The organism is Pseudomonas sp. OA65 (assembly GCF_017498305.1).
GTDB classification, from domain to species: domain Bacteria; phylum Pseudomonadota; class Gammaproteobacteria; order Pseudomonadales; family Pseudomonadaceae; genus Aquipseudomonas; species Aquipseudomonas zanjanensis.
On sequence record NZ_JAGDEZ010000072.1, the window covers coordinates 1 to 14,438 of the forward strand.

The 14,438-nt window shown below is 64.5% G+C and carries 2 protein-coding genes; both read right to left on the reverse strand.

What is annotated here, in order from left to right; genetic code table 11:
- Positions 1-11,821 (reverse strand): amino acid adenylation domain-containing protein (locus tag J3361_RS28720; protein WP_347709649.1); only part of this gene is annotated, 11,821 nt, incomplete at its 3' end.
- Positions 11,818-14,438, reverse strand: a 2,621-nt coding sequence (locus tag J3361_RS28725) for a non-ribosomal peptide synthetase (protein WP_207967373.1), incomplete at its 5' end; no start/stop codon positions are given. The genes J3361_RS28725 and J3361_RS28720, both read right to left, overlap by 4 nt.

Sequence of the window (14,438 nt, forward strand, 5' to 3'; positions counted from 1 at the left end):
ATGAAGTCAGCCCGCCGATCTCCGGATTGGAGACGGATTCGTCCTGCCACAAGCCGCTGTTGAGATTGATCACTGCCATTGGAGCATCGCTCAACAGCCCGACTGTAGCGTCCTGGACCAACACCGCTGCTGGCGCGCTGTCTTCCAACATGTAGGCAATCCGATCCAGCGGATACGCCGGGTCCAACGGCACATAACCACCGCCGGCCTTGAGGATCGCCAGCAGTCCCACCACCATGTCGATGCCACGCTCGACACAGATCGCCACCCGCGAATCCGGCTCCACGCCCTGCTTGCGCAGGTGATGGGCCAGGCGGTTGGCCCGTTCGTTCAACTCGCGATAAGTCAGGCGCCGCTCGCCACGAACCACCGCCACGGCATCCGGCGTACGCTGCACCTGCGCTTCGAACAACCCATGGATCGTCTCCTGCCGCGGATAGTCGGCCTCGGTGGCGTTAAATGTCACCAGCAGTTGCTCGCGCTCCGAATCCGGCAGGATCGACAGGTGCTGCAAAAGCAGGTCCGGCTGCTGCTCAAGCATGCCGACCAGGTTCTCCAGCGTGTGTTGCACATAATTACAAAGCCGTTGCGCACCAATGCGTGCCGGGGTCATGACGGTAAAGCTGAACCCTTCGCCTTGGTCATCCACCGACAACATCAGCGGGTAATTGGTCCGCTCCTCGCCACCGAGAATCTGGATACCGTTCCAAGCCGACAAGGTCTCGCTCGACACGGTGGTGCCGGTGTGGCGATAGTTGAGCAAGGCACTGAACAACGGCGTCGGCGCCTGCACACCGCTGCAGCGTTGCGCCAGCGCCAATGCGGCGTGTTCATGGCCCAACAGTGCGGTCAAGCGGGCATGGGTTGCTTTCACCCCCGCACGAACCCCGGTTTGCCCGATACTCACTCGCAACGGCAGGGTATTGATGAACATCCCCAGCGCCCGGTCGGCCCCCTCGCCGCCCTGCATCCGGCCCACCAACACCGTGCCGAACACCACATCGTCCTTGCCCGACACCTTGCCCAGCACTTGCGCCCAAACCAGGTGGTACAAGCTCGCCGCGCTCACCCCAAGCAGACGTGCCTGGGCCCGCAGCCGCCGACTGAGGTCGACCGCGACGTCCTGGCGCACCTCTTCGAGGCCGCTGCCATCGCCTTGCACATCCTGCAAATCGAACGGCAACGTCGGCTCGTCGATGTCACCGAGCATTTCGCGGAAAAACGCTTCGTGCGCCTCACGGCTCACACCCAAGCGAGCCTGGGCCACGAAGTTGCGGTACGGCACCGACGCCGACAGCCGCTGCGCCTGACCCAGCATGTGCGCTTCGATTTCCGCGGACAGCACCGCCAGTGACGTGACGTCGTCCACCAGGTGGTGAAACAACAGCATGCCCACCCAGCGTTGGTTCGCCGGGTCTTGCGCGTAGACAAGCCGCATCATCGGCGCCTGGCGAATGTCCAGGCGATAGAACCGCGGGTCGAAACGCTGGTGCAACTGCGTGGCGATGTCACCCTCGGCCGGATCCAGCGCAACCGACTCGACATTCAGTGGCGCGTCACGCCAGACCACCTGCATGGGCTCGGGCAGGCCTTCCCAGAGCACACCCGTGCGCAGGATATCGTGCCGGGCAATGACGGCTTGCAGCGCATGGGCGAAATCTTCCAGGCGCGTGAACTGGTCGAAACCGAATATCACCTGTTGCAGATAGGGGTCGCCTTCGGCGGCGGCCAGATGGTGATAGAGGATGCCTTCCTGTAGCGGCGCCAGGGCATAGATGTCCTGGACATTACTCACGCCGCCCGGCACCGTCGCGACGATCTGCTCGATCTCCGCTTGGGACAGCGCGGCCAGCGGCAGCATGTCCGGCGTGATGCGTGTGCAACCGGCCGGGATAGCATTGGCCGGTACGACGACTTCCCGGTAGCCACCGACGGCGGCGGCCAACGCGGCCAACGTCGGCTGGCCGAACAAGACCCGCACATCGACGCTCAGATCGACCTGGCGCATGCGTTCGATCATTTTTACGGCCAACAGCGAGTGCCCGCCCAGCTCGAAGAAATTGTCGTGGCGACCCACCTGTTCGAGCTTGAGCAGGTCCTCCCAGATCCGGGCAATGCCGGTTTCCACTTCGCCTTGTGGGGCTTCGTATTCGCGAGCGATCACTGCCGAATGATCCGGTGCCGGCAAGGCCTTGCGGTCAAGCTTGCCGTTGGGGGTCAGCGGCAGTGCGTCGAGCTGAATGTAGGCGGTTGGCACCATGTATTCCGGCAGTTGCTCCAGTAGATGAGCCCGCAGGCCTTCGATGTCGGCGAAAGCTTCTGGCGCATGAGGTGTGAAATAAGCCACCAGGCGTTTCTCGCCCGGCGCATCTTCACGGGCCAGCACCACGGTTTCCTTCACCGCCTCATGCTGCGCCAGTCGCCCTTCGATCTCGCCCAGTTCGATGCGAAAACCCCGGATCTTCACCTGGTCGTCGTTGCGCCCCAAGTACTCGATGTTGCCATCCGGCAGATAACGACCCAGGTCGCCGGTGCGGTACATCCGGGCATTCGTCGCGTCGCTGAACGGATCCCGCAGGAAACGCTCGACGGTCAATTCCGGACGGTTCAGGTAACCCCGCGCCACCTGCACACCGCCAATGTAGATCTCCCCGGCCACGCCCAAAGGCACCGGTTGTCGATGGGCATCAAGCAGGTAGATCCGCGTGTTGGCAATCGGCTTGCCAATGGGCGTGCTGTCCGGCGTGTCTGCCCCCGTGCAGTCCCACGCCGTCACATCCACCGCCGCTTCGGTCGGGCCGTACAGGTTGTACAGGCCGGTGCGGGGCAGTTGCGCCTTGAAGCGCCGCACCAGATGCCCTGGCAAGGCCTCGCCGCTGCACATCACCCGCACCAAGCCTTCGCACTGACCCGCTTCGCCATGGGCCAGGAACACATCGAGCATCGACGGCACAAAGTGCAACGTGGTAATGCCTTGGGCCTGGATCACTTCGCGCAGGTACGCCGGATCGCGATGCCCGCCGGGACGGGCCATCACCAGCCGCGCACCGCTGAACAGCGGCCAGAAGAATTCCCACACCGACACGTCGAAGCTGAACGGGGTCTTTTGCAACACCGCGTCTGTGGCGCTCAAGCCGTATTCATCCTGCATCCACAGCAAACGGTTGACCACCGCGCCGTGCTCGTTCATCACGCCTTTGGGCAAGCCCGTGGAGCCCGAGGTGTAGATGACATAGGCCAGGTGGTTGGCATGCAAACCTTCAACCTGCGGATTGTCGATTGGCTGCGTCGAGAACCCTTCTGCCTCATCCAGCAGCAGGGTCCGCGCCTGGGTAGCCGGCAGGCTCGCCTGCAAGGCACGTTGGGTCAGCACCACCCTGGGCGCGCTGTTTTCCAGCATGTAGGCCAGGCGCTCGGATGGATAATCCGGGTCCAGCGGCACGTACGCCGCGCCGGCCTTGAGAATCCCCAGCAGGCCCGCGACCATGTCCAGGCTGCGATCGGCACAGATCGCCACGCGGTCATCCGGGTGAATGCCCAATTCCAGCAGGCGATGGGCAATCTGGTTGGCCCGACCATTCAATTGCGAGTAGCTCAACTCTGCCTCGCCAGAGACAACCGCGACGGCATCCGGGCAGGCCGCGACCCGCGCCTCGAACAGGCCATGCAGGGTCGGACCTTGCGGGTAGTCGACCGTCGTGGCATTGAACGTTTCCAACAGCTGCTGACGTTCGGCCTCTGGCAGACTCGTGAGGGCCTGCAGTGGCGTATCCGGCGCCTGCTCCAGTGCGCTGACCAGGCTTTCGAGCGTGGTCTGCACGTACTCGCCGATACGCCGCGCGCCGGTCCCCACCAACGCTTGCACCACCAGGCTGAAGCCCTCGCCTTCATCATCCACGGCCAGCGCCAAGGGGTAATTGGTCCGTTCTTCACCGCCTATCGATTCGATGCCTTGCCACGCCGTCAGCGCTTGCGCGGTCACCTCGACCCCGCAATGACGATAGTTGAGCATCGAACTGAACAATGGCGTTGGCGCAACCACGCCACTGCAACGCTGGGCCAGTGCCAACGGAGCATGCTCATGGCCCAGCAGGCCGGTGAGTCGCTTGTGGGTGGCCTTCACCGCTGCGTATACGCCTTGCCCAGCCAGGCTCACCCGCAATGGCAGGGTGTTGATGAACATGCCCAGGGCCCGGTCGGCCCCATCGCCGGCCTGCATGCGACCCAACAGCACGGTGCCGAAGACCACGTCGTCGCGACCACTGACACGGCCCAGGACCTGCGCCCAGGCCAAGTGCATCAGGCTGGCCGCGCTGACGCCCAACAGGCGGGCCTGGGCGCGAAGCCGACGGCACAGGCCCGCCTCCACGGCCAGCTTCACCTCTTCCACGCCAGTGCCATCGCCTTGCACGTCCCGCAGGCCGAACGGCAGCGTCGGCTCGTCGATGTCGCCGAGCATGTCGCGGAAAAACGCTTCGTGGGCCTGTTGATCGACACCCAGGCGCGCTTGGGCCACGTAGTTGCGATAAGGCACCGAATCCCCCAGTTCATGGACCTTGCCCAGCAACTGCGCCTGCATTTCACGTTCCAGCACTTCCAGGCCGGTATGGTCCAGGACCATGTGGTGGAACAGCAGCATGGCGACCCAGCGCCGGTTGGCGACGTCTTCGGCGATGGCCAGGCGCAACATCGGTGCCTGACGTACGTCCAGCCGGTAATGCCGGGCATCGAAACGCTCATATAGCCGGGCAACGGCATCGCCGGCGCTTGGGTCCGCGTCCAACTCGTCAACGCTGAGCCGCGCCTGTCGCCAGACGACCTGCATCGGTTCGTCGAGGTGTTCCCAGACCATCGAAGTCCTGAGAATGTCGTGCCGGTCGATCACCCCTTGCAAGGCCTGGGCAAAGTCATCCAGGCGGGCCCGGCTGTCGAACCCGAACAGCGTTTGCAGTACGTACGGATCACCCATTTTCGCCGTCAAATGGTGATAGAGGATGCCTTCCTGCAACGGCGCCAGTGGGTAGATGTCCTGCACGTTGCACGCGCCTCCCGGCACGCTCGCGACGATCCGATCGATGGCTTCCTGGCTCAATACGGCCAGCGGCAACATGTCTGGCGTGATGCGCTCACAGCCTTCGTCGATGGCGCAGGCCGGCACCACCACCTCCCGCTGACCACCCACCGCAGCGGCCAATGCCTGCAGCGTTGGCTGACTGAACAGCACCCGCACATCCACCGACAGCTCAGCCTGGCGCATGCGCTCGATCAGCCTCATCGCCAGCAGCGAATGCCCGCCCAGTTCGAAGAAATTATCGTGGCGACCGACCCGCTCGACTTTCAACAGCTCGGCCCACAGGTCGGCCAAGACCTGTTCGATCTCGCCCTGCGGCGCTTCGTAGGCCTGGCTGGCGTAGGCCTCGGCATCCGGTGCCGGCAGCGCCTTACGGTCGACCTTGCCGTTGAGGGTCAATGGGAACGCCGGCAACATCACGAACGCCGCAGGCACCATGTACTCGGCCAGGGTCGCGGACACTTGCTCGCGCAACCCGGCCACGCTCAGCTCAACCTGCGGCTGGGCGATGACGTAGGCCACCAGGCGTTTCTCGCCCGATTCATCGGCCCGCACCAGCACCACCGCGTCCTTCACACCGTCACAGGCCACCAGCTTGGCTTCGATCTCGCCCAGCTCGATGCGGAAACCGCGGATCTTCACCTGGTCGTCGTTACGCCCCAGGCATTCCAGACTGCCTTCGGGCAACCAGCGGCCGAGGTCGCCGGTGCGGTACAGCAGCGCGTCGGGCTCATGGCTGAACGGGTCGGCGATGAATTTTTCCGCGGTCAGGTCCGGCCGGTTCAGGTATCCCTTCGCCACCCCTTTGCCGCCGATGTACATCTCGCCGACGACACCCAACGGCGCCAACCGCTGGCGTGCATCGAGCACATAGACCTGGGTGTTGCCAATGGGGCCGCCGATAGGCACGCATTCGGCTTGCGCCGCCACGGCCTTCACCTCAAGGGTGGTGGCGTAGGTGGTGGTTTCGGTCGGGCCATAGCAGTGCACCAGGCGCAGGTCCGGCGCCAGGTCCAGCAAACGCCGGAACGACGCCACGTCGGCCCGTTCGCCGCCGCACAACAGGATGCGCAAGCCGCCGATGGCCTGGGGAATCAATTGCACGTACTGGTTGAAGATCGCCGTGGTCACGAACAGCACGGTGATGCCCGCATCCTCCAGCACCTGGGCAAACCTCGAAGGTTCAAGCAGGGTGTCATGGTCGATTACCACCACTTGCCCACCATTGAGCAAGGCGCCCCAGACGTCCATGGTGCTGGCGTCGAATGCCGGGTTGGAGGCGAAGGCAATGCGGTCGTTGGCGTTGAAATCGGCGTAACCGTTGTTAATCACCAGGCGGTTGATCGCCCGGTGCGGCACCAGCACGCCTTTCGGAGTGCCAGTGGAGCCCGAGGTGTACATGATGTAGGCAATCGATTCGCTGGACTGCGCCAGGGCCGGGTTATGCGCCGGCCCCTGGTTGTCCAACGTGTCCAGGTCGATGCGCGAAACGCCCTCGGGCACGGCCTCGGTACTGAACGTCAGCAGGCACTTGGCCTGGCAGTCGTCGAGCATGAACCCTTGGCGCTCCAGGGAGGCGTTACGGTCCAGCGGCACATAGGCCGCCGCGCACTTGAGGATCGCCAGTTGACTGGCCAGCAACTCGATGGAGCGTGGCAACAGGATCGCCACGCAGTCATCCGGCTGCACGCCAAGGCCGATCAGGTGATGGGCCAGGCGGTTGGCCCGCTGGTTCAGCTCTGCGTAAGTCACTTGCCGCTGCCCGTGCACCGCCGCAATCGCCTGCGGCAGGTACGCGGCCTGGGCTTCGAACAGCGCCAGGACCGTCTGCTCATGGGGATAGGCGCGTTGGGTGGCGTTGAAGTCCACCAGCAGTTGGTTACGTTCGCTTTCCGGCAGGATCTCCAAGCGGTTGAGGGGCGTCTGGGGCGCGTGTTCGAGGGCCTGCACCAGGCTTTCCAGGGCCGTGTGCATGTAGGCGCAGATGCGCGCCGCACCAATCCCTTGCAAGACCAGGGCGCACAGCAGGAAACCGTCGCCCAGGTCGTCCACCGACAGGGTCAGCGGGTAGTTGGTCCGCTCTTCGTTGCTGAGGATTTCCATGCCCTGCCAGGCGCTCATGGCCTCGGCTGAAACGGCGCCGGTCGCGCTGTGCCGGTAGTTCAGCAGCGCACTGAACAACGGGGCCGGTGCGGCCACGCGGCTGCACCGTTGCGCCAGGGCCAGCGAAGCGTGTTCGTGACCGAGCAAGGCGCTCAGCCGTTCATGGGCAGTCTTGACCCCGGCGCGTGCGCCCTGCTCATCCAGCTTGACCCGCAGCGGCAAGGTGTTGATGAACATGCCCAGGACCCGGTCGGCGCCCTCGCCGGCCTGCATCCGCCCCATCAGCACCGTGCCGAACACCACGTCCTCCCGCGCGGACAAACGTCCCAGTACCTGCGCCCAAGCCAAATGGTGCAGGCTGGCCGCACTCACCCCGAGTTGCCGCGCCTGGGCCCGCAAGCGGCGGCTCAAGGCAGCGTCCACTTCCAGCTTGGCCTCCTCGATGCCGCGACCGTCACCCTGCACCTGTTGCAACCCCAACGGCAGGGTCGGCTCGTCGACATCACCGAGCATCTCGCGGAAAAACGCCTCGTGCGCTTGCTCGCTGACACCCAGGCGCGCCTGGGCCACATAGTTGCGGTACGGCAGCGCGGCGGCCAATTGGCCGGCTTGGCCCAGCAAGTGTGCCTGCATTTCCTGCTGCACCACCTCCAGCGCGGTATGGTCCAGGGCAATGTGGTGGAACAGCAGCATCGCCACCCAGCGCTGATTGACCGGGTCATGGGCATATCGCAGGCACATCAGCGGCGCCTGGCGAATGTCCAGGCGATGATGACGGGAGTCGTAACGGGCATGCAGTTGGGTCACGGCATCGGCGTTCGACGCGTCCAGTTGCAGTCGCTCGACGCTCAACAGTGCCTTGCGCCAGACCACCTGTATCGGCTGCTCCAGCCCCTCCCACGCGATTGAAGTACGCAGGATGTCGTGCCGGTCGATGACACCTTGCAATGCCTGGGCGAAGGCCTCGAGGCGCGCCTCGTCCTGGAAGGCGAACAGCGCCTGCAACACGTAGGGATCGCCCTGCTGCGCCGAGACATGGTGGTAGAGAATACCTTCCTGCAACGGCGCCAGCGGGTAGATGTCCTGCACGTTGTGCACGCCACCCGGCACCGTAGCGACGATCCGGTCGATCGCCGCCTGGGTCAATGTCGCCAGCGGCAGCATGGCCGGGGTGATCCGCTCACAATCGGGGGTGATGCCATTGGCCGGCACCTCGACTTCGTTGCCGCCCCCCACCGCCGCAGCCAGTGCCGCGAGGGTCGGCTGGCCGAACAGCACGCGGACATCGGCACTCAAGCCGACCTGGCGCATCTGCTCGATCAGGTTGACCGCCAGCAAGGAATGGCCGCCCAGTTCGAAGAAATGGTCGTGGCGTCCCACCCGCTCGACGTTGAGGACTTGCTGCCACAGTCGAGCCAAGGTGATTTCGGTATCACCCAGCGGGGCTTCGTAGCCTCGGGTAACGATCGACGCCTGGTCCGGCACCGGCAGGGCCTTGCGGTCGAGCTTGCCGTTGGCGGTCAGCGGCAAGGCATCCAGGCGCACGTAGGCGGCCGGCACCATATAGTCCGGCAAGCGGCTTTGCAGGTGCGCGCGCAGGGCTTCGATGTCCGCGCTGTCAGCCGTTGAATGCAAGGTGAAATAAGCCACCAGGCGTTTTTCGCCGGGAACGTCTTCACGCACCAGCACCGCCGCCTCTTTCACCCCAGCGTGTTGCGCCAGGCGGGCTTCGATCTCCCCCGGTTCGATGCGGAAGCCACGGATCTTCACCTGGCCGTCGTTGCGCCCCAGGTACTCGATATTGCCGTCCTCCCGGAAGCGGCCGAGGTCGCCCGTGCGGTACATCAGGGCCTGGGCATCCTGGCTGAACGGGTCGAGGAGGAATTTCTCGGCGGTCAGGTCCGGGCGGTTCAAGTAGCCGTTGGCGACCCCCAGGCCGCCGATGTAGAGCTCGCCGGCCACGCCTTGGGGCACGGGTCGCTGCTGCGCATCGAGGATATAGACCCGGGTGTTGCCCAAGGGCCGGCCAATCGGGACGCTGCCCTCGCCGACGGCCTTGATTTCATAGGTGGTCGAAAACGTCGTCGCTTCCGTCGGGCCGTAGCCGTTGAGCAGATGGGCCGGCGCGCCGTCCTTGAGGACCCGAGCGATCACCGCCGGATCCAGCACATCGCCGCCGACAATCAAGTAGCGCAACTGGGCGAACACGTCCATCAGGTGGTCGGCGTATTGGTGAAACAGCCCCGCCGTCATCCACAACACATTCACCGCTTGCTCGAGCAACAGCCTGTGCAAGCGTTCCTGGGACAGCAACACATCCTGGTCGACCACCACCACACAACCGCCGTTGAGCAACGGCGCCCAGACTTCCAGGGTACTGGCGTCAAAGGCCGGATTGGAGGCGAAGGCCACCCGGTCCTGCTCGTTGAAATCGGCGTAACCGTTATTGATCACCAGTCGGCTGATGGCCCGATGCGGCACCAGCACGCCTTTGGGCGTCCCCGTGGACCCTGAGGTGTACATGATGTAGGCCGGCGCTTCGCTCGATATCGGTTGCTGGCGGCAATGGGCCGCCAGCTCGGGAAGCTCGACACGGTCCAGGTCCACCCGGCGCATGCCCGGCGCCAAGGCTTCGCGGCTGTGGGTCAAGGCCAGCACGGCGTGGCTGTCCTCGATCATGAACTGCTGGCGCTCGGCGGGCGCGTTGACGTCCAGCGGCAGGTACACCGCCGCACACTTGAGCACGGCCAACTGGCTGACCAGTAGATCGAGCGAGCGTGGCAGCAGGATCGCCACGGTTTGCCCCGCGTGCAGGCCAAGGTCGAGCAGATGCCTGGCCAGGCGCTCGGCTTTGCTGTCCAGTTCGCGGTAAGTCAGGACTTGCCCACCCTGCACCGCTGCCGGTGCGTCCGGACGTGCCTCGGCCTGGGCCTCGAACAAGGCATGAATCGGCTGCTCCCGCGGATAGTCACGGTCGGTGTCGTTGAACGACAGCAGCAGCCGTTCGCGCTCCGATTCCGGCAGGAACGACAGGCTGTTGAGCCTCGCGCCGGGCGCAGATTCCAGGGCAGTGACCAGGCTTTCAACGGCGGCCTGCATGTAACCGCCGATGCGTTGCGCGCCAATCAACGCAGTGGCTTGCACCGACAAAGCGAAGTCATCGGAAAAATCGTCCACCGAAAGGATCAGCGGGTAGTTGGTGCGTTCTTCCGCGCCCAGGGCTTGCATACCATCCCAGGCCAGGCTGACTTCAGCCGTGGGGACTTGCGCCGCGCTGGCGCTGTGACGGTAATTCAGCAACGCGCTGAACAGCGGTGCCGGCGCCGCCACGCCGCTGCAACGTTGCGCCAGGGCCAGGGATGCGTATTCATGACTGAGCAGGCTGCTCAACCTGGCGTGGGCGCTTTTCACCCCATCGCGCACGTTCTGTGCACCTACCCCCACGCGCAACGGCAAGGTATTGATAAACATGCCCAGGGCCCGGGTCATGCTTTCGCCGGCCTGCATGCGACCGAGCATCACCGTGCCGAACACGACGTCCTCACGACCCGAGACGCCGCCGAGCACCTGTGCCCAGGCCAGGTGAAAAATGCTCGCCGCGCTCACGCCGAGCTGACGGGCCTGCGCGCGCAGCCGGCAACTGAGGTCTGGTGCCAGGGTCAGATGACTTTCTTCGATGGCACTGCCGTCGCCCAGCACATCCTGTTGGCCAAAGGGCAAGGTCGGCTCCCCGACGTCACCCAACATCTCGCAGAAGAACCTCTCGTCAGCCTGGCGCTGGCCGGCCTGGCGGGTCCGAACGACATAGTCGCGGTAAGGCGCGGCGGGCTGCAATTGCCCGGCCTGCCCCATCAGGTAGGCTTGCATTTCACTCTGCACTACCGCCAGGGCCGCGTGGTCGAGAGCCATGTGATGGAACAGCAGCATGGCGGCCCAGCGCTGGTTGGCCGGGTCCTCGGCGACCACCAGCAGCAACAGCGGTGCCTGGCTGATGTCCAGGCGATAGTGACGAGGATCGAAGCGCGCCTGCAATTGCGCCATGACGTCACCCTCGGCGAGGTCGGCACTGATGTCCTTGACCCCCAGCCGAGCCTCGCGCCAGACCACCTGCACCGCCTCTTGCAACCCCTCGCGGATGATGGCGGTGCGCAGGATGTCGTGGCGGTCGATCACGCTTTGCAAGGCGTCGACAAAATCCGTCAGGCGCTCCTGCCGGGCGATGCTGAAGTGCGCCTGCAACACATAGGGATCGCCCTGGGTGGCGGTCAGGTGGTGATAAAGAATCCCCTCCTGCAACGGCGCCAGCGGGTAGATGTCCTGCACATTGGCCGCGCCGCCCGGCACGGTGGCCACGATGCGGTCGATGGCCGGCTGGTCGAGGGTCACCAGTGGCAGCATGTCCGGCGTGATCTGCCCACAGCCGACGGGAATGCCGTTGGCGGGGATATCGACTTCGCCGGCCTTGCCGGCATCGTATTCACCAGCCTGGATCAACTCGATCAGCGCGGCTTTGTGCTCGCGCAACAAGGCCAGCACCGCCGGCTCGCCCAGGGACTGTTTACGGCCGCGTACCACGAGCTGATCGCCCTTGACCGAAAGCTGTACGTCTTTTTCTTTTAGTGTCGCCAACAGTTCGATCACACTCACAGGACAATCTCCATTTTTTCTGTCGTTGCCGCGTATTCCGAGAGCGTGGGCTGCTCGAACAACGCCCGCACATCCGCTTCCATGCCTTCCTGGCGCATCCGCTCCATCAGGCTGACGGCGAGCAAGGAATGCCCGCCCAGTTCAAAGAAATGATCGTGACGGCCAACGCGTTCCACGTTGAGGACTTCAGCCCACAGTTGGGCCAGTGTGATTTCGGTTTCGCCGATGGGGGCTTCGTAGCCTCGGGTGATGAACGCCTTCAGGGCCGGCGCCGGCAGCACCTTGCGATTGAGCTTGCCGTTGGGGGTCAGCGGCATGGCGTCGAGGCGTACATAGGCCGCCGGCACCATGAAGGCCGGCAAGTGTGCTTGCAGGTAGGCACGCAGCGCCTCGATGTCCAGCACATCGTCTGACGGATATTGGGTGAAATAGGCCACCAGGCGTTTTTCCCCCGGTGCGTCTTCACGGGCCAGCACCGCGGCCTTCTTCACCGCCTCGTGCTGGGCGAGCCGGGCTTCGATCTCCCCCAGTTCTATACGGAAACCGCGGATCTTTACCTGATCGTCGTTACGCCCCAGGTACTGCAACGTGCCGTCAGGCAGCCAGCGACCGATGTCGCCAGTCTTGTACAGCCGCGCATCACTTTTGCCGTAGAACGGGTCGGCAATGAAGCGTTCGGCGCTGAGTTGTGGCAGGTTGAGGTAACCGCGAGCCACCCCCACGCCGCCGATGTGAATCTCGCCCGGAACGCCCACCGGCAACAATTGCCCGTGGCTGTCGAGCACATGCAATTGCATGTGGCGGATCGGCCGGCCGATGGGAATCGACTGATGGCGGTAGGTCTCCAGGTCGCTGTCCACCGTGTGCCAGGCGACGATGTCGCTGCACTCGGTCGGTCCGTAGCTGTTGATGATCGCGGGCCGTGGCAGTGGGAGTTTTTCCAGCATGGCGAGCTGGATCGGCTCGCCGCCCAACACCACTCGCTTCAGGCCGGCCAGGGCCTGCTGATGATCGGCGTCCACCAGCGCATGGAAGGCGCTGGGGGACATGCACAAGAGGGTGATGCCGGCCTCGACGATCTGGGCAACGATGGCGCCGGGGTTGAAGGGTTCTTCGGCCAGGTGCAGCGTGGCACCGACCATCAGCGGCGCCAGGATGTTTTTCTGGGTCAGGTCGAAGCTATAGGAGGACGCGAGCAACACCGCGTCGCCGGCATGGAACGTCACGTCGTAGAGGTACCAGTCCAACAGGTTGCGCAGGCCGCGATGCTCGACCATCACGCCCTTGGGCAGTCCGGTGGAGCCGGAGGTGTAGATCACGTACGCCAGGTGGGCCGGGGTCAGGCCCGTGAGATCCGGGGTGTGCTCCGGCTCGTCTTGCCATGGACCGCCATCCAGGTCGATCAATGGCACCTGGACGTTGGCCAACAGCCCTCGGGTGCCCGCCTGGACCAATACCGCAGCCGGCTCGCTGTCGGCCAGCATGTAGGCAAGGCGGTCCGCCGGGTAAGCCGGGTCCAGCGGCACATAACCGCCACCGGCCTTGAGGACCGCCAGCAGCCCGATCACCATCTCGGCACTGCGCCAGACGCAGATGGCCACGCGCGAATCCGGTTGCACACCTTGCTTGCGCAGATAATGCGCCAGCCGATTGGCTCGCGCATTCAACTGGCGATAGCTCAGCGGTTGTCCGCCGTCCAGCACCGCCACGGCGTCCGGTGTGCGTTGAACCTGGGTTTCGAAGAGGCCGAGGATGGTCTGCTCCCGCAGGTCATCGGTGTCGTCGGTATTGAACTCGGCCAGCAGTTTTTGCCGCTCGCCGGGTGGCAGGATCGACAGCTGATGCAGCGGAGCGTCAGGCGTCTGCTCGAGCATCCGGACCAGATTGTCCAGAGCCTGTCGAACATAGCCGCAAAGGCGCTGCGCACCAATGCGTGCAGGGGTCATGATGCTGAAGCTGAACGCCTCGCCCTGGTCGTCCACCGACAGCGTCAACGGATAGTTTGTGCGTTCTTCGCCGCTGAGCAGCTGTATACCCTCCCAGGCCGACAGCGCCTCGCTTGAGTTCAGCGCGGCGGTGTGGCGATAGTTGAGCAAGGCACTGAACAATGGCGTTGGCGATTCCACACCGCTGCAGCGTTGCGCCAGCACCAGCGAGGCATGTTCGTGGCCGAGCAACGCGGTCAGGCGTGCATGGGTCGCTTTCACGCCGGCACCGACCGCGGTTTGCCCCACATTCACCCGCAACGGCAAGGTATTGATGAACATCCCCAGTGCGCGGTCGGCGCCCTCGCCGCCTTGCATCCGGCCAACCAGCACGGTGCCGAACACCACGTCGTCCTTGCCCGACACCTTGCCCAGCACCTGAGCCCAGACCAAGTGATACAGGCTTGCCGTGCTCACGCCGAGCTGACGGGCCTGGGCCCGCAGCCGAAGGCTGAGCTCAGCCTCGACGTCCTGGCGAACCTCCTCGATGCCGCTGCCATCGCCCTGCACATCCTGCAAGCCGAACGGCAGCGTCGGCTCGTCAATGTCGCCGAGCATGTCGCGGAAAAACTGTTCGTGGGCCTCACGACTCACCCCCAACCGGGCCTGGGCCACGTAGTTGCGGTACGGCA